Source organism: Methylobacterium nigriterrae, from assembly GCF_037106235.1.
Taxonomy (GTDB): domain Bacteria; phylum Pseudomonadota; class Alphaproteobacteria; order Rhizobiales; family Beijerinckiaceae; genus Methylobacterium; species Methylobacterium nigriterrae.
The window spans coordinates 43724-66526 of the sequence record NZ_JBAWTG010000001.1; the positions used below are offsets into that span (position 1 = coordinate 43724).

Sequence of the window (22803 nt, forward strand, 5' to 3'; positions counted from 1 at the left end):
GGATCGGGCGCAGGCTCACGCATCGACGCTCGCGCAGCACGCCGCGCCTCGAGGGGCGCGGCGTGCCCGTCACTCACGCGCCTTCGAAGCGGCCGCTCGCGTGGGCCAGCATGGTGTAGACCTTGCCCGTCTCGGAGGTGAGATAGGCATCGGCCCGCTTCGAGTCGGTGTCGTTCTTGGAGACGTCGCCGAGGAGCCGCTCGAACTCGTTCACGTAGCGGTCGACCGTGCGGCGGAAATCGCCTTCCCCGCGGTAGCGGCGCTGGATCTCCTCGAAGGTCTGCCGCCCCTGTGTCGTGTAGATCCGCGGGGTGAACAAGTTCGGCTCGCCGCGCCGGTAGCGCTCCCAGAGGTCGACCGCGACACGGTGCTCGATCATTCGGCCGATATCGGTCGAGATCGTGTCCAGGGTCGTGCGGCTGCGCTCGCTACCCCCCTTGGCGGCCACGGCCTGAACGTCCTGCGCCGGCGACACGTCGTCGTCGATCGATGCCCGCGTGAGCAGGTCCGAGAGCCAGCCGCGCTTGTCGCCGCCCTGTGCCGGCCGCGGCTGCGTGGCCGGACGCTGGGCCGGCGGCTCGATGCGCACCGGAGCCGGACGGGCAGGGGCCGCCTGCGGCGAGACGGAGGCCGGCGTCGCCGCCTTTGCCGGTGCGGCCGTGGCGGGCCGCGTTGCCGGCGTGGACAGGCGGCCCGCCTCCGCGACCCGGCGCTGTTCCGCCGGCTGCGGCTGTGCCACGTCGACCGTGCGGTTGGAGCGGGAGACCAGGGCCGACAGCTCGTTCAGCGCCTTGATCTGGTCCGAGACGACCCGGCGCATCTCACTGGTCGCGTCCTGCGTGTCGCGCGGGATCTCCAGGACGCCGCGCTGAAGGTCGGCTCGGGTTGCTTCGAGCTCGCTGCGGATCGTGCCTGCCATCTCGCGCATGCCGGAGGCCGACTCGCCGAACTTCGCCTGAGCCTCCTCGAACACCGTCCGCATCTGCAACGCGGCGGCCTCGATCGCGGCGCGCACCTCCTCGGCGGTGCGCTGGCTCTCGGCACCCGCGCCGCTGCGCAGTCGCTCGAACTCGCCAGAGACGGCCGCGCTCGCCTGCTTGGCGCTCTGAGACAGGCTGGCGGCGACGCTCCGCGCACGCTCCTCGGCAGTCCGGAGCGTGTCCTCGATCATCTGGCCGAACCGCGCCGACTGAGCATCGAGATCCGCCGAGCGCGCCTCGATGCCCGCGAGCGCCGCGGTCACGGCGGCCTCGCGGCCAGACAGCGCCTCCGACAGGCGGCCCTCGACTGTCTCGAGCGAGCCAGCCGCCCCGCTGAGGACCCGCACATGCTCCCCGGCCCGATCGGCGAGCGCGCGGCCGTGGCCGTCGAGCGCCGCGGCGAGGTCGCGCGCTTCCCGCAGCGCGCCCTGCGCGACGTCCTGCAGCTTCTCGACCTGCGCCGAGACGCCCTCGCTGGCGCGGCTCGTCTCGGTGGCAATCGCGGTGAGGGCGGCCTCGATCTGCGTCACCCGCCCTGCAAGCCCGGTCTCGATCGCGCCGAGGTTCTCGCCCGTCCCCGCGATGAGGTCCTTGAGGGCATCGTTCGCCGCCTCGACGCGGGCGAGCACGCCGTTGAGGTCCCGGCGCAGCCGGTCGTTCGTCTCGGACAGGCCCGCGATCGTGCGGGCGGCGCCGTCGTCGATGACCGATCGAAGCATGCGTGCCGACTCGCTTGATTGCGCGACGAGCTCCTCGGTCCGTTGGCGGAGGGCCTCGATCAGGGGAGCCCCGGTCTCGGCGAGTGCCCGCTCGATGGTCTGGCCACGCTCGGCCAGCGCTTCGGCGAGCTGCTGTGCCGGGCCGTCGATCACGGAGCGCAGGCGCTCGATGTTGCTGCCCATCGATTCCGCGACGGCCTGGCCGCGCCCTTCCACGGTTTCGACCAGGGCGCCGCCGCGCTCCTCGATGGCGCGGATGATGCGCTCCGCGCTCTCGGCGAGGCGCCGGGCGAGCGCTTCTCCGCGGGAATCCACGAGCGTGCCGAGCGCATTGGCCCGGCGCTCGAAGCCCGAGGCCATCTGCTCGTTGCGCTCGTCGATGAGAGCGGCCACCGCGGCATTGCGCTCGTCGAGGGCAGCCGCGAGGGCGGCGGTGTGTGCCTCGGCCAGGGCGGCATGGCTCCGCGCGCGCTCGTCGAGGGCCGCGACCATGCCGGCCGTGCGCTCGTCCACCATGGCCGCGTAGGCGTCGTGGCGATCGTCGAAGGCCGTGGCCAGCGCGTCACCGCGTGCGGCGACGAGGGTCGCGAAGGTCTTCATGCGGCTGTCGATGCGAGACGTGAAGGCCTCGCTGTGCGCGTCGACGCCTCGGGTCAGCGCCGCCCCCTTCTCATCGAGCGTGCTGGCCAGGGCAGCCGTGCGCGCCTCGACGAGCGCGTCCAGGGCCTGCAGGCGCTCGTCGAAGGCGCGCGCCAGGGCCTCCAGGCGACCCTCGACTTGGCCGGTGAGGGCCGTCGCGCGGGTATCGACCAGGCGGTCGAGGACGCCGACCACCTCGTCGAAGAGAGCCCGCAGGCCCTCCGTCCGGGTATCGACGGTCGTGGCCAGTTGATGGCCCCGGCCGTCGACGACGCGGTCGAGCTCGCCGAGCCGCTCATCGAACACCGTGACGAGAGCCCGTGTGCGGGTTTCGACCTGCCCGGTCAGCGCGGCGGCCCGGGTCTCGATCAGACGGCCGAACGCACCGGCAACCTCGTCGAACAATGCGCGCAGATCTTGCGCGCGGGTGTCCACCGCCGCCGCGAAGTCGACGGAGCGCCCGTCGACCAGGCTGTTGAGGGCATCCAGGCGCTCGTCGAACAGGCTGCCGATCGTCCGCGTGTGCACGTCGAGCGTGCCCGCGGCGTTGCCGAGCGTCGCCTCGATGGTCTCGATCAGCTCGCGGCCGCGGTCGTTGAGCGCGTCCTGCAGCGGACCCATGCGCCCGTCGAGATTGGCGCTGAGCGTCTTCGCGTGGTTGTCGAGGAGCGCACGGATCTCGCTGGTGCGATCGTCGAGGAGCCCGTGTACCGTGCGCACACCCTCGTCGAGGAGCGCGCTGATGTCCTGGGTGCGGTTGTCGAAGGTGCGCCCGAGGCGGCCCTCGCCGTCGCCGAGCATCCGGTCCGCCTCCGCGATGGTCTCACGCAGCTTCGCCAACACGCCCTCGCCGCGCTGGTCGAGCAACTCGCCGAGCGAGGCACCGCCGCGGTCGAACAGGCGACCGAGTTCCGTGATGCGCCCGCCGATCGCGCCGAACACCATGCGGCCCTTCTCGTCGAGCTCCGTCGCCATCGCGGCCGTGCGCTCGTCGACGAGGCGGCCGAGCGTATCGGCGCGTTCCCCGAAGGCCAGACGGATCGCCTCGACATGCCCCGTCAGCGCGGTATCGGCCGAGCGGGTCTGCTGCTCGATGGCCTCGACGATGGCGCGCGTGCGCTCGGCGAGCGTCGCGTCGATGTCGGTGGTCCGGCCCTCGATCAGGCCGACCAGTTCGCGGGTACGGTTCGCGAGATCGTCGTCCACCGCGCGCGTGCGGCTCTCGATCAGGCGGACCGCCTCGGAGGCCTGGGCCCCGAACGTCTCGTCGATCAGGCGGCTGCGCTCCTCGAGGGCCGATCCGATCGCCTCGAGGCGTGCCAGCACGCCGGTATCGAAGCGGCCCGCGCCCTCATCGAGGCGCCGGGCGAGTTCCTGTGTCTGGCGGTCGAGCTGCGCGGCAATCTCGGTGCTGCGCGCGCCGAGGGCGTCACCGAGGCTTGCCGAGCGGGCGGCGATATCCTGCGCCATGCCCTCGGCTCGTGCATCGAGCGCCTCGACGAGGTCGCGTCCACCCTCCGCCATGATGCGGGCCATCTCGCCGGTGCGGACGATGAGAGCTTCGTTGAGAGCTGTGGCCCGGGTGCCGAGGTGGCCGTCGATGTGGGTGACGAGATTCGCGAAGGTCTCGCCGATCTCGTTCGAGCGCTTGGTGGTGCGGTCCTCCAGCGCGCCGAGATGAGTCTCGACCACCTCGCGGGCCTCGCGGGCGCGTTCGGCGATGCTCTCGGCCACGGCCTTGCCCTGCACCGTGATGACGCGGTCCATCTCCTCGAGGCGCTCGGTCACGACCTCGCTCAGGGCCGTGGTATCGCGGGAGATGCGGTCGGCCAGGATGTCGCCGCGCGCGATCGTCTCCTGCAGAGCGGCGAGACGGTTGCCGAGCACGTCGTCCATCGCCTTGGCGCGGCTCTCGGCCGTCTCGGCGAAGGTCGCCCCGGTCTGGTTGAGGGCGTCGGCGACGCGGGCGCCCTGGCTCGCCACGGCGAGCACGATGTCGCGGCCCGTGGTCGCGAGGCGCGTCTGTGCTTCCTCGGCATGGTTGGCGAGCAGGTCGGTCATGCCGCGGCCATGCGTGCCGAAGGCGGCCTCGACATCGGCGACGCGGGCTGCCAATTCGGTTCCGACACCCTGCGCGGCGCGGACAAGGGTGCCGGTCGCCTCGTCGGCACGCTGGGCGAGTTCGTCCTGGAGCTCGCGCACGGCCCGGCGCAGGGCCTCGACGGAGGCTTCGACGCGGCCGCCCATCTCCCCGTGCAGTCCATCCGCCATCTCACGGAACTGAGCGATCAGGCTGTTGGTGCGGGCTTCCAGGGCGCCCGCGCTGTTCTCCGAGACATCCCTCAGAGCCGTGGTCGCCTCCGCAAAGCGGGCGACGATCTCAGAGGTGCGCTGGGCGGCGTCGCCGGTCGCGCTATCCGAGGCGCGACGGAGGAGATCGGCCGCTTCCGCGGTCCGTTCGGCCAGTTCGCTCGCGGTGGCGGCGAGGCGGCGCTCGAAGATCTGCACGGCCTCGACGGTGCGGGCCTCCAGCTCGCCGGTGGCGCCGGCCGCGGAGCGGCGCAGGGCCTGCGCCGCCTCGGCGCTGCTCGCGCCCACGGCGACCGTGGTCTCCTCGGCGCTGCGCCGGAAGATGTCGGACGCCTCCGCGGTGCGCGATCCGATTTCGGCCCCGAGCGTTTCGACGGAACGATGCAGGGTGGCGATCGCCTCGCCCGCGCCGGCCTCGAATGAGCGGCCGAGTCCCGCAAAGGCGCTCTGCAGCGTCGCGGTGGCCTCCTCGGTGCGCTGTGCCACAAGGCCGCCGATCCGCTCGCCGGTGGCGCTGAGGGTGGATTCGAGGTTGCCTCCCTGCACGGTGATCGTCTCGTGCAGGCGCGCGGCCACCGCCTCGATCCGATCGCTCAGGTCGCTGCCGCGGCTGCCGACCGTGTCAGCGATGCGCTCGGCGGAGCCGACGAGCTCGTCGCGCACTTGGCCCGCACGCGCGGTGAAGCTCTCGATGACGCCGCTTGCGGTGAGCGCGAGCCCCGCCTGGGTCTCGCGACCGCGCGCCTCGATCATCTCGGCGACGCCTGTACCCGCTGCCTCGATCTCCGACCGGAGGCTCGCCCCTCGGTCGGCGATGTCGTTGGTCAGCGTCGCACCGGTCGCCGCGAAGTGATCGCGCAATCCGTCGCCGATGGCCGCGAACCGCGCGGTGATCTCACCCCCGGTGTTCGTGAACTGTTCCGTCAAGGCGTTGCCGCGGGACAGGAAGGCGTTCTCCAGCCCGCTCGCCGAGCGCTCGAAGCTCTCGCGCACGTCGTTGCCCTGGCGGTTGAGCGCCTCGATCACGCCCGTTCCGGTCTCCGCCAGGGTCCTGGCCACCGCGCCGGCATTGTCGGCAAGCGTGGCGGTCAGGAGGCCGCCGGTGCGCTCGAAGGCGCGCGTGACCTCGTCAGCTCGGGTTTCCAGCGATTGCGTCAGGGCGTTCCCGACCTCCGCGAGGCTGCCGCGCATGCCCTCGCTGGTGCTCACGATACGCTGGATCAGGTCGTCGCCGCGACCCGACATCACCTCGACCACGCGGTCGCCGGCCGCGCCGAGGGCGGCCGTGATGGCATCCCCGCGGTTTCCGAGCGCGCTGGTCACGCGGTCGCCCGCGCCGGTCATCGCGGTGACGATGCGCTCCGCGGCTCCGTCCAGTTCCTGGCTCAGGCTCTGATGCGACCCGGTGATCGCGCCGCGGACGCGCTCGGCATTGGCGACGATCGACTCGCGCTGCGCCACCAATTCGTCGACGAGGGAGCGGATGCGAATCTCGTTGTCCGAGTAGGCCCGCTCAAGTGTCGCGATCTCGCCGCGCACGAGGGTCTCCAGCTCGCCGGCGCGCGCCAGGGCACGCTCGACGCCGTCGCCGACAGCGGCGACCTCGCGGCGGACCGTCTGCGACATCGTCAGCACCGCGTCGGTGGAGAAGCTCTCGGGCTCGGCCAAACGAACGGCCACCTCGCCGACGGCGCGAGCGACGAGACGCATCTCCTGGGCCCGCACCGCCAGCATCGCGGTGATCAGGAACAGCATGATCGGGCCCGCGATCGCGGCTGCGCCCACGGTCGCCTGGATCGCCGTGAGACCGAGCAGGAAGCCCTTGAGATCGCCACTCGACTGTGACCAGGCGAGGGCGATCAGGCTGTTCAGCCACACGAAGGCAGCCAGGGCAGCGAACAGGTAGGGCTTGCGAGAAGGCCGCACCCGCAGTGTCTGCTGCAGGATGCCGATGTTGCGGCGGTCGTCGTTCGCGACGAGGGACCGGTCGGGCGGCAGCAGCCCCCCTTCGCGGTGAGGGCGATGGCGGTCCGGCGGCGGCACGTCGGAAGCGAGAGGTTCGTCGATGTCGAGGCGCGGCATCTGGCGCCCGGCCGGCTCGTTCAGCGGGTCGTTGTCGCCGACGTCGGGCAGGCGCGGCTCGGAACGTTTCTCGACTTCACTCGGCGTCAGGATGTCGAGGCTGAGCGCCTGCTCGATCGCGGACAAGGCCGCCTCCGCCGGATCCTTCAGCTTCTTTTCCGTGGCCATGCAACGCCTCGTCACGCGCAGTCCCGCACGGCCGGCCGCGTCCGGCAGAGGAGACAGAAATTCCCGTTTACCAAGGAAGTTTAGACCTCGCCGCCTGCCCCGGATACCCGAGGCTTGGAGCGCGCCCAAAAAACCTTAACGGAATGGTTACCAAGCCGCAGGCTGGATCGATGCCGCCGCCTTATCGCATGACGGGGCAAGACTTAAACGGTTGCCAACGCGCCCGTCGCGGCTGTGGATAGCAGGTAGCGCGGAGAACACGCCAGGGTGAGCCCCATCATTGACCGAGCCCATCTCGCCGAGGCAGCCTTCGGAGACGCCGAGCTGGCCGACGAGTGTCTCGCCCTTTTCGCGGAACAATGCAGGACGCTGCTGCCCGGTATCACGGATTCCGGGCGCGATACATCCGCGCGCGCGGACATGGCCCACACCCTGAAGGGCTCTGCGCTCGGCGTCGGCGCGACCGAGGTCGCTCGGGCGAGCGCGACGATCGAGGACGGGCTGCGCTCCAGCCGCGTGCCGGCAGATGCACTCACCTTCCTTGAGCGAGCGGTCGCTGCTGCGCTGAAGGAAATCCAGGGCGGGCGGTCGTAGAGCGGGTTCTGGCGAGCTCGTCCCAAGCTCGGCCGGCCCGGCGCCCTGCGGCAAAAGCGGGCCGGGCACGGACGAGCGGGAACAGGGGCGGCCCCTCGGCGTCAGGCCAAGAATCCGCCGCGATGTCGCATGCGCGCTTGCATTCCGGGGCTGGCCCCTCCAAGCAGGCGCGCGCCGCGCAACTGATCCTCACCCGTTGTACGAGCCCGGAGCCAGCGATGCCGAAGATCACCTACGTCGACCACGCCGGCACGGCCAGAACGGTCGAGGGCGCCGTCGGGGCGACCGTGATGGAGACGGCCCTGCGCAACAACGTCCCGGGCATCGATGCCGAGTGCGGGGGCGCCTGCGCCTGCGCGACCTGCCACGTTTACGTCGACAATCAATGGGCAGGCGTGGTCGGGCCAGCCGTCGACATGGAGCAGGACATGCTCGATTTCGCGACCGATGTGCGCACGAATTCCCGGCTCTGCTGCCAGATCCGCATCACGCCGGAACTGGACGGGCTCACAGTCACCACTCCGGCGCGCCAGGGCTGACGATCAGCGGACGAGGGCGCGCATCGACTCGTCCAGCCCCTCCAGGGTGAGCGGAAACATCCGGCCACCGAGGATTTGGCGCACCATCGCGATCGACTGGGTGTAGCCCCAGTGCTCCCGCTGCACTGGGTTGAGCCAGACGGCCTTCGGAAAGTGATCGAGGATCCGCTGCAGCCAAGCGGCGCCGGGCTCCTCGTTCCAGTGCTCCACCGATCCGCCGGGCATCGCGATCTCGTAAGGGCTCATCGAGGCGTCGCCGACGAACACCACGCGATAGTCGGATGGATAAGTGCGGATCACATCGAGGAGCGGCGTCCGCCCGTCGTGCCGCCGACGGTTCTCGGTCCAGACAGCCTCGTATGGGCAGTTGTGGAAGTAGAAGTGCGCGAAGTGCTTGAACTCGGATCGCGCCGCCGAGAACAGCTCCTCGGCCTGTTCCACGTGCCAGTCCATCGAGCCGCCGACGTCTAGGAAGAGCAGTACCTTCACGGCATTACGTCGCTCGGGCCGTAGCCTGACGTCGAGGTAGCCCTGGCGCGCGCTCTCGCGGATGGTGCCGTCGAGGTCGAGTTCCTCGGCCGCCCCCGTCCTCGCGAAGCGCCGAAGCCGCCGGAGCGCCAGACGCAGGTTGCGCGTGCCGAGCTCGACCCCATCGTCGAGATCACGGAACTCGCGCTTGTCCCAGACCTTCACGGCACGGAAGTTCCGGTTGCCGTCCTGCCCGATCCGGATGCCCTCGGGATTATAACCGTAGGCGCCGAAGGGGGACGTGCCGCCCGTGCCGATCCACTTCGAACCGCCCTGATGGCGCTCGCGCTGCTCCGCGAGGCGCTGCTTCAGGGTCTCGAACAGCTTATCCCAGCCGAGGGCCTTCAGCTCGGCCTTCTCGGCCTCGCTCAGGTGCTTCTCGGCAAGCTTGCGCAGCCACTCCTCGGGAAGCCCCGTCGGCTCGAGAGCACCGCCCAAGGTCTCGACACCTTTGAACACCGTGCCGAAGACACGATCGAAGCGATCAAGGTTGCGCTCGTCCTTCACGAGGGTGGAGCGGGATAGCCAGTAGAACTCCTCGACCCGCTTCTCGGCGAGGTTCCGATCCAGGGCATCGAGGAGCGTGAGGTACTCGCGCAGGGTGACCGGCACCTTGGCCTCGCGCAGCGCGGTGAAGAACTGGAGCAGCATCGCGCGACAACGCGTCAAGCGGGCGGCGAGGTCAAGCGGGAGCCGACCCCGCGATACAATCGCCGGGCCGACCGCGATTGCGGCTCCAGCATGTGGGCCTGCGGTCGCGCCCCGGACGGCCTCAAACGCATGCCGGCGGTCGTCATACAACCAAAAGTCGAGAACTCGCAAAAGCTGGGCATAAGCCCCGAATCCTGTTGATATCCCGCCCGAAAGCCATCGCCGAACCGACTGGACTGTCATCGAAATCAAGCATGGCAGGCACACATGTTCGAAGGATCAGAAATTACGCCGTCCGGCTAAGGTCAGGAGACCCGTCATGGCCGTCGTCTTGCGCTCCCTGAGCGACTTCAAGCGCTTCCTGGCAAAGCCCGGCGCAACCATTCAGATTGTCCAGAACACGTTTATGGATCGTCAACCGGCCTCCGCCCGCGTGGCTTACCAGGCCAAGGGCATGTACGAGCCGCGCACCGTGCAGGCCCTGTCCCGGAAGGCGGCGGTGTTCTCCGTGAAGGGACATCCGACGACGGTTTGGCTCTACTGGGACAAGGGCGTGCGGCGATGGCGCTTCTCGGGCGACACCGTCACCGTTCCACTCGACACCGCCCTCGGTCCGCCCGACGAGATCGTCTATCGCTGCAGCTACGCCGTCGGCTTCGAGCCGAAGGAGCGTCGGGTCGGAAGCCGGGCATCCTCGACCCCGAGGCGCACTCGGCAACAGGACGGGGAGCACGTGGCCACGTGTCTGTGAGCGCTGCTCAGGCCCGCTTTCCGACCGGCACCGCATCGTCCTTCGGCTGGGCGTCGCGCAGATCGACTGTCTTGCCGACTGTCCTCCTGGCGTGAAACGTCGGGCGCGTCTCGGTCTCCTTCCGCTTGAGCATGATCCGGTACTCATCCCGGCGCTCGTGGATCGAGGCGATCACGAGACCCATCGGCACCCCGACATCGACCAGAACCGCCTCCGACAGTTGAAGGGAGGCCTCGATCGTTTCAGGCACGGCGTCATCGACGCCCAGATCGTATAAGGCGGTGGCGTGGCGGGCGTCACGCGCTCGCGCGACGATCGTGAGATCGCGGCGCTCGGCACGGGCGGTCTCCACGACAGCCTCCACGGCCTGCGGATTGTCGAGAGTCACGACGAGCGCGCGCGCCGTCGCGATATCGCAGCGGCGCAGCAACTCGGCGTTGGCCGAGTCGCCGAAATAGACCGGATTGCCGAGACGCCGCTGCTCGGCGACCCGTCCCGCATCGGAATCCAGGGCGATGTAGGGTATCTTGTGGCGTGCCAGCATCTCGCCTACCAAGCGCCCGACGCGGCCGTAGCCGGCGATGATCACCCGGTTCTGCTGCTTGTCCGGCGGTGGCTCGGCGCGGGCACGCCCGAGATTCACGTTCGAGATGCGCCGTCCGGCGCGTCGCCCGAGGAAGGCGAGGGCAGGAATTGCCACCATCGTCACCGTTGTGACGATGAGGGCGGCGCCCCCGACGGGCTCCGGCACGAGACCGACCGCCACGGCGCCGCCGATCAGCACGAACGCGAACTCGCCGCCGGGCCCAAGCAGGAGTGCTGCTTCGAAAGCGACGGGACGGGCGATCTTCATGACGGGGGCAGCCAGGAGCACCATCGTGCCCTTGATCAGGACGAGCGCCAGCGCCAGCCCGAGGATCGTCCCGGGGGTCGCGACGAGCTGAGCCGGATCGAGGTTCATGCCGACGGAGACGAAGAACACGCCGAGCAGCAGTCCCTTGAACGGGTCGATCGTCGCCTCGATGGCGCGCCGATACTCGGTCTCTGCGAGGAGCAGGCCGGCCACGAAAGCCCCGAGCGTCATCGACAGGCCGCTCGCGGCGGCCGTGAGCGCGGTCGCGACGATGACGAGGAGGCAGGCCGCCATGAACAGCTCGGGCGATTTCGTGCGCGCCACGAGCTGGAACAGCGGGCGCAGGGCGAGGCGCCCCGCCACCACGATGATCACGAGCGCCACGGCCGCCTGCCCGAGGGCCAGGGCCAGGGCAGCACCGACGTTGGAGCCGTCGCTGCGCCCGAGGACGGCGATCGCGAACAGGATCGGCGCCACGGCCAGGTCCTGAAACAGAAGCACCGCGAAGCTCGCCCGGCCGGCCGGCGTGTTGAGGCGCTTCTGCTCCGCCAGCACCGGCAGAACCACCGCGGTCGACGACAGGGCGAGCGCCAGACCGACGATGATGGCGGCGGCAAGCGGCACGCGCAGGCCGTACAGGATGGTGCCGATGACGAGAGCCGAGGACAGGACCTGGATCGAACCGAGGCCGAAGACGAGCCGGCGCAAGGTCCGCAGACGTTCCCAGGAGAGCTCGACGCCGATCATGAACATCAGGAAGATCACACCGAACTCGGCGAGGTGCGTGATCTCGGTGCGGTTGCCGATCGTGAAATGCGACACCCAGTGGTGATTGTCGGCGAGCCGTCCGAGCCCGAACGGCCCGAGCAGCGCGCCCGCCCCGATGAAGCCGAGCACGGGGCTGAGCCGCAGCCGGTGGAACAGCGGAACCACGATCCCCGCCGTGACGAGGAACAGGATCGCTTCCTTGTAGGAGCCGGCGTGGACCTCGGGCATCGGTTGTGCGCTCAAACCCTTTCGTGCCGGCTGACATCGATGCCCGACGACAGGATCGGCCACGGGATCATGTTGTGCCGGGACGTCGCGAGCAACCGGAATTGATCGGCGTGCTCAGCCGGTACCTTGCCATTTCACGCGCGACCGCCCGCGGCAACACGCTTTGTGCCGTGCGCGAGAGGAATTGCGGCGCGGACCGAGGCATTCCGGCCACGACCGTACGCTTCGCCGTGGATAGTCGTGACGCGGCGCAAAATCGGCACAATGCCCGCATAAGCGAGGCGGTTAACGAAGTGTTACGCTCAAGCCTTCGTGGCGTAACGGGAACTGAGAGCACGATGCGGAACACGCCCCCGAGCCGAGAAGCCCAGCGCGAGCGTCGCGCCTGGATCCTCGAATCCGACAAGTGGACGCATGAACGCCACGTCGAGAAGGGCTACCGAATCAAGTGGGGCTATGTCGGCATCGCCTATCTGGTCGAGGCCATGGTCATCGGCGCCTCGCTCGCGGGTGCGTGGCTCTTCGCGGGCGTCTACAGCGACGGGGACAGCCACAGCTTCTACTTCATGCTGCTGGCGCCTCTCGTCTACGCCGCCGTCGAGCTCTGCCGCGTGCCGCTCGGCATCCTGGCAAGGACACAGCGTTCCTATTTCGTCCGCGCCCTCGCGATTGTCGGCATCATCTTCGCGGCGGGCGTGACCACGAAGTCAGTCTCGCAGCTCGGCGAGATGATGTTCCACCCCCGGCTGATGGAGGCGGCCAGGACCAAGACCACCCTGAAGGACGCGCAGGCCGACCGTGAGAGCCTCGACACGCGCATCGCCGCGGCCGATGCGCGTGTGTCCCAATACACCACGGAACTGGAGCAGATCGAGAAGCGATCGTCCGACAACGCGGCCCAGCTCGCCGGCCTGCCGGCGCAGCGCTGCGAGAAGGTTTTCGGCACGAACAGCAAGGGCGTGCGCTATCAGAACCTGAAATGCGTCACCGACCCACGGACGGCGACGCTCTCGGTGAGCGTCGCCAAGGCATCGACCGACCGTGCCAGCGTGACGAAGCAGCTGGAGCAGGCCCGCGAGGCGCGCGCCGCGCTCGATCCCGGCGCCGTCGACCGGCGCGTCGCCGATGCCGAGCAGAAATACCGTCAGGCGGTGAACCGCTCGCAGCTCCATTCCTTCACGGCCATGGTCTACGGCGTCGATCCGATCGAGGTGACGGACGCCCAGGTTCACGCCTTCCTGCGCATCTTCGTATTCGTGCCGGCCCTCTGCGCCGCCTTCGCCTCGACGATCCTGGCGCTCTGCGCAGTCTCGGTGCGCAAGACCTTCATGGACGAGGACGAGTTCGGCGCCGCCGTGCACCCCGAGGCATCCACCTATATGCTGGCGCCGTTCGCGGAGGGCATCGTGCGCGAGGTCAATACCTCGCTCCAGAAATCGGTGCGCGACGCGGTCGCGTCCGGGGCCGCGATTCCCCTGGAGCAGCGGCGGCCAAATCCGGCCCAAGCTCCGAGCGCGGCCGGTAGCGCGGGAGCGGGTGCATGAGCTATCTCGCCCCCGGTTCACCCGAGAACGTCGCGCTCGCGCAGCACGTCAACGGGCGTCTTCGAGCGGAGTCGCGGATCATCGCAGCCCGCGCCTTCCTGTTCCGCGCGATCGGGGCAGGGACATTCGTGGCCCTGGCCGGCATCGGCGCCGGTGCTGCCGCCTATGGCTACGCCTACATGAACCAGTACGAATCCGCCGCGGAGCGGATCGCGAGCGCTATGCAGGCGGCGCTCTCCGACGTCACGCTGAAGACCAAGGGCGAGGTCACGCTCACCGACAACACCCTGAAGCTCGAGGGTCTGCCCAAGGGCAACGCCGTGCCGACGCCGACGCAGACGCAGCTCGGCCAGGACGCGGCGCCGGCCTCGAAGGCCCCGGTGAACACCACCTTCACGGTATTCAAGCAGGTGCCCTACCTCGACGGCCAGATCGTGTCCGGCTGGAACTTCCGGGCGAACGAGGAGAAGCCCTTCCAGCAATATTGCTATTTCTCGCGGCGATCGAACGAGCCGAAGGGCCAGGTTGAGATCAAGATCGACTTGGCGATGGACGGCAAGGTTCTGGCGCAGCCTGCGAAATCCGACGTCAACCTCGCGATCCTGGCCTCCAACTGCGTGTGGTTCGACGGGAAGTCGCTCTGAGGCCGGCCCGGCTTCGCCCTTGCGAGCTGAGGCGCCGCCGCGTAACTCGGCGGCTCGACCGATCAGCCCCGAGACGCCGATGCGCTTTTCCGGAACCGATTCCTACGTCGCGACGCCCGATCTGACGATCGCGGTCAACGCGGCGATCGTCCTCGAACGGCCGCTCCTCGTGAAGGGCGAGCCCGGCACCGGGAAGACGGTGCTGGCGGAGGAGATCGCGAGGGGCCTTGGAGCGCCGCTCCTCACCTGGAACGTCAAGTCGACCACCAAGGCGCAGCAGGGGCTCTACGAATACGACGCCGTCTCGCGCCTGCGCGATTCCCAACTCGGCGATCCACGTGTCTCGGAGATCGGCAACTACATCCGTCGTGGCAAGCTGTGGGAGGCGTTCACGGCGGCCGAGCGGCCGGTGCTCCTGATTGACGAGATCGACAAGGCGGATATCGAGTTCCCGAACGATCTGCTGACAGAACTCGACCGCATGGAGTTCCATGTCTACGAGACCGGCGAGACCGTTCGGGCGGCGCGGCGCCCGGTGGTGATCATCACGTCGAACAACGAGAAGGAATTGCCGGACGCATTCCTGCGCCGGTGCTTCTTCCACTATATCAAGTTTCCGGACGCCGAGACCCTGAAGGCGATCGTCGACGTTCACTATCCGGGTATCAAGCACCGCCTCGTCGAGGAGGCGCTGCGCATCTTCTTTGAGGTGCGCGAAGCGCCCGGCTTGAAGAAGAAGCCTTCGACGTCCGAGTTGCTCGACTGGCTCAAGCTCCTCGTTTCCGAGGATATCGGGCCGGACCAATTGCGCGAGCGCGATCCTCGCAAGCTCATACCGCCGCTGCACGGGGCGCTTCTCAAGAACGAGCAGGACGTGAGCCTTTTCGAGAAGGTCGCCTTCATGATGCGCCGGGAGAACCGAGGCAGCTGACGCGGCCGCGGTCGGTCGGGCGCCGAGGCCAAGTCGCAGACAGACCGCCATCCCCTCATCGGCTTCAGCTAAGGCAATCCCATGCTCCGCCTTCTGCTCTTGCGCCACGCCAAGTCCGATCGCCCGGCCGGTGTCGCCGATCTTGATCGGCCGCTGAACCCGAGGGGCCGCAAGGCGGCTCCCCTGATGGCGGCCTACCTGGCAGAGCAGGAGCTGAGGCCGGACCTCGCCCTCGTTTCCCCGGCAAGGCGCACGCGGGAGACCTGGGAGCCTGTCGGGCAAGCGATCGGGCAGGCCCGCGTGGAACTCGTGGACGGCATCTACGAGGCGCCGGCTTCCGCGCTTCTCGCCGTGATCCGCGACGCTTCGGACGCACGCAGCCTAATGCTCGTCGGGCACAATCCGGGCCTGCAGAACCTCGCGATCAGGCTTGCCGGGGCAGGGTCGCGCGAGGATCGCGCGCGTCTGCGCACGCAGTTCCCGACGGCGGCCCTCGCGGTGATCGATTTCGAGGCCGACGCCTGGAGAGAGATCGGATGGGGCGGCGGCCGCCTCGAACGCTTCCTCGGGCCGAGGGACATCGCGCGCGGCTCCGACGACTGAGTCCGATCTCAGCCCGTCGCCGCGAGCTGATTCTGGGCAGCGTCCTCGAGCACGGGGCTTCCCGGCATGAAGGCGTCGAACGCCGCCCAGAAATCCTCTCGGATCGCGTCGCGTTCCGAGAGGATCTCGTGCCGGGCATCTGGCAGCACGAGGATGTGGCCGGCCTTGAGGCGTGCCGCGAAGCGTTCCGTGACGGGCGTCCCGCAGACGGGGTCGGCACCGGCCGCCACGATCAGCGTCGGAACGTCGATCCGCGGCGGCACGCGCGGATCCCGCAGCCGCGCCATCGCCCGGAATGCGCTCGCGAGCCAGGCGACGGTCGGATCCCCCACGGCGCCCGCGCCGACCGCGTTGGCGGCAGCGGCGTTGCGCGCGTAGCGGGCAGGGTCGCGTGAGAGGCGATTGCCCGGATAGGGCTTCGTCGCAATCGACACGGCGCTGCCGAACGGCACGTAACGGCGGCCGAGCCGCAACCGATGCAGCCCCCGCGAGAGGACCGAGACGGCCGTGGGCCACTTGACCATGCGGATCGACAGCATCGGCGCGACCGTGACGATGCGCCGGAAGGGCAGCCAGCCTTCGAGCGCGCCGGTGAAGGCGACGCAGCCGCCCATCGAGTGGGCAAGGCAAAGGTGCGGGTGCGGCATGAGCGGCACCAGGATCGCGTCCTCGACCGCCTTCAGATCGAGCCTGTAATCGTCGAAGCGGGCGACGTGGCCCTTGTGCGGGTCGTCGACCTGCCGGGCGGACTCGCCCTGCCCGCGCCAGTCGAATGCCACGACGGCAAAGCCCCGCTTCCGCAGATCGCCGATCGTCTCGTAATATTTCTCGATGAATTCGGCCCGGCCCTGCAGGAGGCAGACCGTGCCCTTCACGGCCCGGCTCGTCGGGCGCCAATGAGCGGCGCGCAGGTCGCAGCCATCCGAGGTGCGCACGGGGACGAGAACGCCGCCGGGCGGGACGGGATTGTCCGGGGTCGAGCGCAGGGTGAGCATCGGCGGTGCGGCCTCAAGAGGAAATTCGAAAATCTGGGTGCCTCAGCAGCATTCAGGGCCTTGAACCGTCTTAGGGCCGTTCCGATATCCAGTCTGCGCCGGCCATCAGGCGGCGCGACACTGGTCCGGCCCATGGGCGGACCTGTCGTGAATGCATGTTGCTTCTTGCGGAGGATATGTCATGCGTCAGTTCGATCTTGCTCCCCTCTACCGCTCCACCGTTGGCTTCGACCGCCTGTTCTCGGCCCTCGACCAGTTCGTGAGCGCCGAGACAGCCCCCAGCTACCCGCCCTACAACATCGAGCGCACCGGCGAGAACGCCTACCGGATCACGGTCGCGGTCGCCGGCTTCACCGAGGCCGATCTCTCTATCGAGGTCAAGGAGAATGCGCTGACCCTGAAGGGCGATCGCAAGCCGGATGCGACGAAGCGCACCGAAGTGCTGCATCAGGGCATCGCGGCCCGTGGCTTCGAGCGTCGGTTCCAGCTCGCCGACTACGTCCAGGTGACGGGCGCGGTGCTCGAGAACGGCCTCCTCCACATTGATCTCGTCCGCGAGATTCCGGAGGCGAAGAAGCCGCGCCAGATCCAGATCGCGACGGGTCGACCCGCCGAGGCGCCCGCGATCGAGGGCTCGGTGCAGCAGGCCGCCTAAGTATCCCGCGAAACGGGAAACGGAGCGCCCCGGCCAGTGGTCGGGGCGTTTTCATGTGCGATGTCAAAAATCTCCGAACCAGTCGGTCGCGCTTGGCTCGAAGCAGGTGTAGCCGATGAAGCAGCGCGGATCGTCGCGCGTCGGCGCGAAGGCGGCGCGGGTGAACTCGGTCGGCTCGCAGAAGCTGCGGTCGCGCACGAAGCGGTCGTAGGTCTGCCCGCCGGTCCCGAGCACGATGGCGCCGGCACGGCTGACGACGCTGCGCGCCTGCTGGCAGGTCAGGGCCGTCGTCGAGGGCCGCTGAGCCTGCACCGCGGTGGCGGCGAGGATCAGCGCGAGGGCGGGGAGGTGAGGGCGCATCGTCGATCCCGAGCGAAAAGTCTCGGCCAGACAACGCGTTGTGGGGCATTCACGCCCCTGCCTGCCCGTCAGAGGTCACCGAACGTGAGCTGGCCCTGGCGGGAGGCGCGGCGCTGGGCCGGCGCGGTCTTGTCCTTGCCGGCCGCCGCCTTCGCTGCGGGCTTACCCGCCTTGCGGGGCCTCGGATCGCCGCGCATCCGGGCGAGCGCCCGATCGCGCGCGACCGCCTCCGGTGCGTGAGGATCGTCCGTCAACCACTTGCCGCGCTTGATGACTTCATTGACGCGGCCCTGATTCACCCCGACCTTGAAGGCGATCTCCTGCTGGGTCATGCCCGTCGTGGCGTGCAGGTCGAGGATGGCGCGGGCGAGGTCCGGGGTCATCTTCTGGCCGGTGAGGCGGCGGGCCGGCTTGACGGTGCGGGTCGCCCGATCGCGCTCGCGCAGGCGCTCGAGGAGGGCGAGCGCCATGTTCATGCCGTGCTCGCGCAGGGCCTCCTCGAATTCCTTGAGCGTCGCCATCGGCGGCCAATCCTTCGCGGGCCGGACGCAATCATCCGGAACAAACCATGTCATGGTGCCGACGCGAACGGGTTGCGCCGGCGCGTTGGCCGATGTTGGTTTGTTCAATGGCCGGCTGACAACCCCGCCGCTGCCTCATCCACCGCGAAAACCGGCTCGCTTGGCAGGATGCCGGGCCCTCGGCTACACCGCGCCCGAGCTTTGCGGCGCGAGGAATCCTGCATGATCAGCCCGATCGTTTCCGTCTCCCGCGAGGGCAGGGCCCCCGGCGTGGCCTCGCTGGTCGAGGCGCTGGAGGGCGGCGCGGTCCTGATGTTCCCCGGTCTCGACTTCCCCTTCAGCCCGTTCGAGGAGCGCTTCGTCGAGCGGCCCTTCGCGGACGGCAAGGCGAAGAACGTGAACATCCGGGGCGGGGCAGCGGAGCTGCGCGGGGCGTCCGGCTCGGCCGAGGAGCAGGAGGCGCTGCGCCAGCTTCTGATCCGCTACCGGCGCTTCGCCGAAGGTCTGATCGACCGCTACCTGCCGGCCTATACCGGCAAGGTCGCGCTCGCCGGCACCTCGTACCGGCCGTTCGACGTGGACCGGCGAAAGCTCAGCTGGCGGCGCGACGACACGCGGCTCCACGTCGACGCCTTCCCGTCGAACCCGATCGGCGAGAAGCGCATCCTGCGGGTGTTCCGCAACATCAACCCGAAGGGCGAGCCGCGCCGCTGGCGGGTCGGCGAGGATTTCGGCTCGATGGCCGAGAAGTTCCTGCCGCGCCTTCCCGGCTACTCGCCGCTCTCCGCGCGGCTGCTGGCGGCGCTGCGCGTCACCAAGGCGCGCCGCTCCGAGTACGACCACCTGATGCTCCATCTGCACGACGCGCTGAAGCGGGACATGGAGTACCAGGCGAAGGCGCCGCAGGCCGACGTCCATTTCGCGCCGGGCCAGACCTGGGTGACCTTCTCGGACCTCGTGATGCACGGCGCCATGGGCGGTCAGTACATGCTGGAGCAGACCGCCTACCTGCCGGTTGCCGCCCAGGTCCATCCCGAGAAGAGCCCGCAACGGATCCTCGCGGCCAAGCTCGGGCGGCCGCTGCAATAACCCCCAAGGAAACGCGCCATGATCCTCGAAATCGCACAGATCGACGTGAAGCCCGGCTCGGAGGCCGAGTTCGAGGCCGGCATCGCCAGGGCCGCGGACATCTTCCGGGCCGCCAAGGGCTGCCGCTCCTTCGCCGTGCGCCGCTCGGTCGAGAAGCCGCAGCGCTACCGCCTGCTCATCGAGTGGGAGACGCTCGAGGCCCACACCCGGGACTTCACGGGCTCGCAGGCCTGGAAGGATTACCGCGCGATGGTCTCGCCGTATTTCGAGAGCCCGCCGAGCGTCGAGCACACCGAGCTGACGCTGAAGGCGTTCTGACGGAATGCCGCGGAACCCGCCTCTCCCGGCGGCGAGGGAAAGGACCGAAGGTTCCCGTTGAACTCATCCCGTCCGCGCCCGTTCTGCTCGGAAACGGAGCGAGCGATGGCCGACGAGCGCGAGACGAAGCCGACGGACGACCGCGAGGGGCTTGCCGACCTCAGCGTCGGCACGAGCCGCAGACCGGCGGGGTCGCCGCCCGGCGGGCCGCCCGAGGGGCGGGCGAGCCGGGAGGGCGCGGCCGGCACCCCCGGCGGTGAGCCCCTGGAGGACCAGCAGGCTCCGCGCGAGTGATCCGGCGGGACCCGCCTCGTCGCGCTGCCACGGGGGTCAAGACCGGCGCGTGACGCCCCGCGTTGCTTCACAAAAGGCAACGACGAACGGCGTGGCCTCGGCGCGGGGCGTCGCCCTATGCTGGCGGCGTCCTGAGGTGCTGCCGGAGGCGTCGATGCAGAACCGGAAGAAGACCCAGGTCGTGCCGGGTTTCTCGCGATATCCGGATCTCGTTGTGATGTATCTCGGCATGCGGGTGCGCGCCCTGTCCGGCGTCAAGACGCTGCTGGGCTTCGGGCCGCCGATCGAGCGAGCCGGCGCCGACCGGCCGGACGGCCTTCTCCACTACGAGAACGGCGTCATCTTCTCGCTCTTCCCGCTCCATGTCGGCATGCGCTGGTACTGGCGCGACATGGCGAGCCTCGAGGCCTGGTCGAGATCCGAGCCGCACCGGCAATGGTGGAAGGACTTCCTGAAGGATACGCGCGGCGCCGGCATCTGGCACGAGACCTACCACATGCGCGGCGGCATGGAGGCGATCTACGTCGACGTGATGAAGCCGGTCGGCTTCGGAGGCTTCATGCCCCTGCAGCCCGCACGGGGAAGCATGGCGACACGGCACGGGCATCACGGCGCCTCCGATCTGAGCGCGCTGCCCGCCGAGCCGAACCTGCCGGATGCGCGGGAGCCGGCCGATCGCGCCGGCGCAGCTTGAGTGACAGGGGCCCGGCAAGCGGCTAGGACAGCGGGGTATCCGCAGGACCGCTCGCCTCCTCATGATCCAGCGCCCTCTCCGCATCGGCACCCGCGGCAGCCCGATGGCTCTTGCGCAGACCGGCATTGTCCGCGACCGGATCGTCGCGGCCAATCCAGGCCTGGAGACCGAGATCGTCGTCATCACCACGGTGGCCGACAAGGTGCTCGACCGTCCGCTCTCAGAAATCGGCGGCAAGGGGCTGTTCACCAAGGAACTGGAGCAGGCTCTCCACGCCGATCAGATCGACGTCGCCGTGCACTCGATGAAGGACGTCGAGACCTGGCTGCCCGAGGGCCTCGTGATCGGCTGCATCCTGGAGCGGGACGATCCGCGCGACGCCTTCCTGTCGAGGGAGGCCGCCGGCCTCGACGACCTGCCGGCTGGGGGGCGCGTCGGAACCTCATCGCTCCGGCGCGGCGCGCAGGTGCTGATGCGGCGGCCGGATCTGCGCATCGTGCCGCTGCGCGGCAACGCCAACACGCGCATGCGCAAGCTGGAGGACGGCGCGTGCGACGCGACGCTGCTGGCGCTCGCCGGGCTCCAGCGCCTCGGGCTCGAAGGCATGGCGCGAAGCGTTCTCTCCGTCGACGAGATGCTGCCCGCCGTGGCGCAGGGGGCGCTCGGGATCGAGTGCCGCGAGGCGGATGCCGACATCCGGGCGCTGCTCGCCCCCGTCGCCTGCGCCCGCACGACGACCGCGATCGCGGCCGAGCGGGCGCTGCTGGCCGAGCTCGACGGCTCCTGCCGCACCCCGATCGCCGCGCTGGCGCGGATCGAGGGGGAGACCCTGACCCTCGACGGGCTGCTGTTCCTGCCGGACGGCAGCGCGCACTGGGCCGCCTCGCGCACCGGCGCGGCGGCGGATGCCGAGGCGCTCGGCCGCGAGGCCGGGGCGGAGCTGAAGCGGGCCGCTGGCGAGACCTACGCGCGGCACCTTCAGTAGGGCCGGGAGGAAGGGGTCGTCAGCGGACCCTCGGCCTCATCCCGAGGCTCTGCCGCGGGCCCCGGCCTCGAAGACGGCTTCCGGCCCGTGCCGCGATCTCCGCAGGGCTCCTTCGAGCCCCGCTCGCGAGCGGGCGCCTCGGGATGAGGTCGCGATCAGGCCGGCCGCACATCCGTTGCCCCGCGCGGCGGCCCCGCTCACGCCACGCTGCGCTCGATCTGCTCCTCGTCGCAGATGACGCCGGCCGTGCCCTCGAACTCGGCCGAGATGTCGGACACGGCCCGGGCCGGGGCGGGGCCGGCGCGATCCTGCGCGAAGGTGGCGAGGAAGGAGCGCATGACGTGGCGCACGCCCGCATCCGTGATGGTGCGCTGGTCCTCGTTGTAGTAGCGGCCCGCATTCACGTTGCTGGTGACGATGTCGTAGGCCGGGAAGTAGACGAGGCGCGGGTCGCCGCAATCGCAGAGCTCGCCCGCCGCGACCCGCAGGACCGACTTCGAGTAGCTGTTCGACACCATCACGTGGCGGTCCATGTAGGTGGCGATCATGGGCACGGGCGAGACCGTGAAGATCAGGCGCGCCTCCGGGTTCACGCTCCAGAGCCGGTCGACGAAGCCCTGGAGGTCGCCCAGCACCTCACCCGCGCCCGCATTGACGCACGTGTAGAGGTCGGGGTCGAAGGTGCCGCCGGCGACCCCGGGCGCGAGCGGCAGCGCCGCCCCGTCGCCGCGCCAGCGCCAGCCCTCGGTCAGCCCGAGCGTGAGCACGAACACGTCGAGGGTCTTGAACAGATCGCGCACCTGGGCGAGGTGCTCGTCGCGCGCGGCCGCGACCTCGGCCTCGCTGGCGAATCCCGCGGGCTCGATCGTCGGGCGGAACGGGTCGACGTAGCGCCCGTCCTCGCGCCGCCACGCCGTCAGCTCGGGCACGAAGGTGCCGAAGGCGCGGTCGAAGAGCTGCGTGAACTGGCGCGTGTAGTAGAGGTTGCCGTAGCGGGCGGAGAAGGTGCCGAACTGGCGCGCATCGGCCTCCTGGCGGCTCGTGCCGGCCGGCGCCGTCTCGGTGACGTAGTAGTTGAAGCCGGCCTCCCGGAGCGCGTCGGCGACGCGCTGCGCGAAGCAGGAGCCGCCGGTGGCGACCCGCGTCTCCCGGCCGATCGCGAAGGTGTCGCGCGGGCGCGGGTCCACCGCGAAGGGCGGCACGTTGGTGACGACCTTGCGCCAGAACCGCTCGGTGGGTAGACCGCTATAGGGATTTGACGGCATTCCCTGACCCTCTCTCAATCCGCTCGCATTCCGCTCGAATGGCCGCGACACGGCAATCGCCCACGCTTTCGACGGATGCAATCCCGCGAGGCCCG

Annotated in this window: 20 protein-coding genes; 13 read left to right on the forward strand and 7 right to left on the reverse strand. The window is 69.6% G+C overall.

Annotated elements, in window-relative coordinates:
- Positions 1 to 73: 73 nt before the first annotated feature.
- Positions 74 to 6898 carry an apolipoprotein A-IV repeat region-like domain-containing protein gene (locus tag WDW90_RS00210; RefSeq protein WP_336485235.1) on the reverse strand — a complete coding sequence of 2275 codons (6825 nt, stop codon included), beginning with the start codon at positions 6896 to 6898 and terminating at the stop codon, positions 74 to 76.
- A 267-nt stretch (positions 6899 to 7165) separates the two neighbouring features.
- Between WDW90_RS00210 and WDW90_RS00215 the strand changes: the two genes are divergently transcribed.
- Together WDW90_RS00215 and WDW90_RS00220 are read left to right on the forward strand one after the other, a co-directional pair.
- Positions 7166 to 7492, forward strand: a complete 327-nt coding sequence (locus tag WDW90_RS00215) for an Hpt domain-containing protein (protein WP_336485236.1) — start codon at positions 7166 to 7168, stop codon at positions 7490 to 7492.
- Between the two features lie 218 nt (positions 7493 to 7710).
- Entirely contained in the window at positions 7711 to 8031 is a 321-nt protein-coding gene (locus WDW90_RS00220; protein ID WP_336485237.1) for a 2Fe-2S iron-sulfur cluster-binding protein, read from the forward strand.
- Between the two features lie 3 nt (positions 8032 to 8034).
- Here the strand turns inward: WDW90_RS00220 and WDW90_RS00225 are convergent, their stop codons facing one another.
- Entirely contained in the window at positions 8035 to 9210 is a 1176-nt protein-coding gene (locus WDW90_RS00225; RefSeq protein WP_336485238.1) for a vWA domain-containing protein, read from the reverse strand.
- Between the two features lie 319 nt (positions 9211 to 9529).
- Between WDW90_RS00225 and WDW90_RS00230 the strand changes: the two genes are divergently transcribed.
- Positions 9530 to 9961, forward strand: coding sequence for a hypothetical protein (locus WDW90_RS00230; RefSeq protein ID WP_336485239.1), 432 nt, complete (start codon positions 9530 to 9532; stop codon positions 9959 to 9961).
- A gap of 7 nt (positions 9962 to 9968) precedes the next feature.
- On the opposite strand, the gene WDW90_RS00235 is transcribed toward WDW90_RS00230, so the two are convergent.
- Positions 9969 to 11810, reverse strand: coding sequence for a cation:proton antiporter domain-containing protein (locus WDW90_RS00235; protein ID WP_336485240.1), 1842 nt, complete (start codon positions 11808 to 11810; stop codon positions 9969 to 9971).
- Between the two features lie 338 nt (positions 11811 to 12148).
- On the opposite strand from WDW90_RS00235, the gene WDW90_RS00240 reads away from it, so the two are divergent.
- The 4 genes from WDW90_RS00240 (at position 12149) to WDW90_RS00255 (ending at position 15532) form a co-directional block, all read left to right on the forward strand.
- Positions 12149 to 13354 carry an ATPase gene (locus tag WDW90_RS00240; RefSeq protein WP_336485241.1) on the forward strand — a complete coding sequence of 402 codons (1206 nt, stop codon included), beginning with the start codon at positions 12149 to 12151 and terminating at the stop codon, positions 13352 to 13354.
- Complete coding sequence (locus tag WDW90_RS00245; protein WP_336485242.1) at positions 13351 to 13998, forward strand: hypothetical protein; 648 nt, start codon at positions 13351 to 13353, stop codon at positions 13996 to 13998. The genes WDW90_RS00240 and WDW90_RS00245 overlap by 4 nt, the downstream gene beginning before the upstream one ends.
- 79 nt (positions 13999 to 14077) lie before the next feature.
- The gene (locus WDW90_RS00250; RefSeq protein WP_336485243.1) at positions 14078 to 14929 is read left to right on the forward strand and encodes an AAA family ATPase; all 852 of its coding nucleotides are present in this window, start codon (positions 14078 to 14080) and stop codon (positions 14927 to 14929) included.
- An 81-nt stretch (positions 14930 to 15010) separates the two neighbouring features.
- Positions 15011 to 15532, forward strand: coding sequence for a SixA phosphatase family protein (locus WDW90_RS00255; protein ID WP_336485244.1), 522 nt, complete (start codon positions 15011 to 15013; stop codon positions 15530 to 15532).
- Positions 15533 to 15540: 8 nt separating this feature from the next.
- Here the strand turns inward: WDW90_RS00255 and WDW90_RS00260 are convergent, their stop codons facing one another.
- Entirely contained in the window at positions 15541 to 16527 is a 987-nt protein-coding gene (locus tag WDW90_RS00260; protein ID WP_336485245.1) for an alpha/beta fold hydrolase, read from the reverse strand.
- A gap of 181 nt (positions 16528 to 16708) precedes the next feature.
- Here WDW90_RS00260 and WDW90_RS00265 point away from each other — a divergent pair, with 181 nt between their 5' ends.
- The gene (locus tag WDW90_RS00265) at positions 16709 to 17182 is read left to right on the forward strand and encodes an Hsp20 family protein (RefSeq protein WP_336485246.1); all 474 of its coding nucleotides are present in this window, start codon (positions 16709 to 16711) and stop codon (positions 17180 to 17182) included.
- A 63-nt stretch (positions 17183 to 17245) separates the two neighbouring features.
- Here the strand turns inward: WDW90_RS00265 and WDW90_RS00270 are convergent, their stop codons facing one another.
- Positions 17246 to 17542, reverse strand: a complete 297-nt coding sequence (locus tag WDW90_RS00270) for a hypothetical protein (RefSeq protein WP_336485247.1) — start codon at positions 17540 to 17542, stop codon at positions 17246 to 17248.
- 68 nt (positions 17543 to 17610) lie between these two features.
- The gene (locus tag WDW90_RS00275; RefSeq protein WP_336485248.1) at positions 17611 to 18063 is read right to left on the reverse strand and encodes an RNA polymerase subunit sigma-70; all 453 of its coding nucleotides are present in this window, start codon (positions 18061 to 18063) and stop codon (positions 17611 to 17613) included.
- 222 nt (positions 18064 to 18285) lie between these two features.
- Between WDW90_RS00275 and kdoO the strand changes: the two genes are divergently transcribed.
- The 5 genes from kdoO to hemC all read left to right on the forward strand — a co-directional run bounded on the left by kdoO (position 18286) and on the right by hemC (position 21443).
- Complete coding sequence (gene kdoO / locus WDW90_RS00280; protein WP_336485249.1) at positions 18286 to 19152, forward strand: Kdo hydroxylase KdoO; 867 nt, start codon at positions 18286 to 18288, stop codon at positions 19150 to 19152.
- A gap of 18 nt (positions 19153 to 19170) precedes the next feature.
- Positions 19171 to 19470 (forward strand): antibiotic biosynthesis monooxygenase family protein, encoded by a 300-nt coding sequence (locus WDW90_RS00285; RefSeq protein ID WP_336485250.1) that lies wholly within the window; start codon positions 19171 to 19173, stop codon positions 19468 to 19470.
- Positions 19471 to 19575: 105 nt separating this feature from the next.
- On the forward strand, positions 19576 to 19764 hold the full coding sequence (locus WDW90_RS00290) for a hypothetical protein (RefSeq protein ID WP_336485251.1): 189 nt from the start codon (positions 19576 to 19578) through the stop codon (positions 19762 to 19764).
- Positions 19765 to 19918: 154 nt separating this feature from the next.
- A complete protein-coding gene (locus WDW90_RS00295) occupies positions 19919 to 20458 on the forward strand; it encodes a DUF4188 domain-containing protein (protein ID WP_336485252.1) in 540 nt (179 codons plus the stop codon).
- A 61-nt stretch (positions 20459 to 20519) separates the two neighbouring features.
- Complete coding sequence (hemC, locus tag WDW90_RS00300) at positions 20520 to 21443, forward strand: hydroxymethylbilane synthase (protein ID WP_336485253.1); 924 nt, start codon at positions 20520 to 20522, stop codon at positions 21441 to 21443.
- 197 nt (positions 21444 to 21640) lie between these two features.
- Here the strand turns inward: hemC and WDW90_RS00305 are convergent, their stop codons facing one another.
- Complete coding sequence (locus WDW90_RS00305; protein WP_336485254.1) at positions 21641 to 22708, reverse strand: GSCFA domain-containing protein; 1068 nt, start codon at positions 22706 to 22708, stop codon at positions 21641 to 21643.
- Positions 22709 to 22803: the final 95 nt, after the last annotated feature.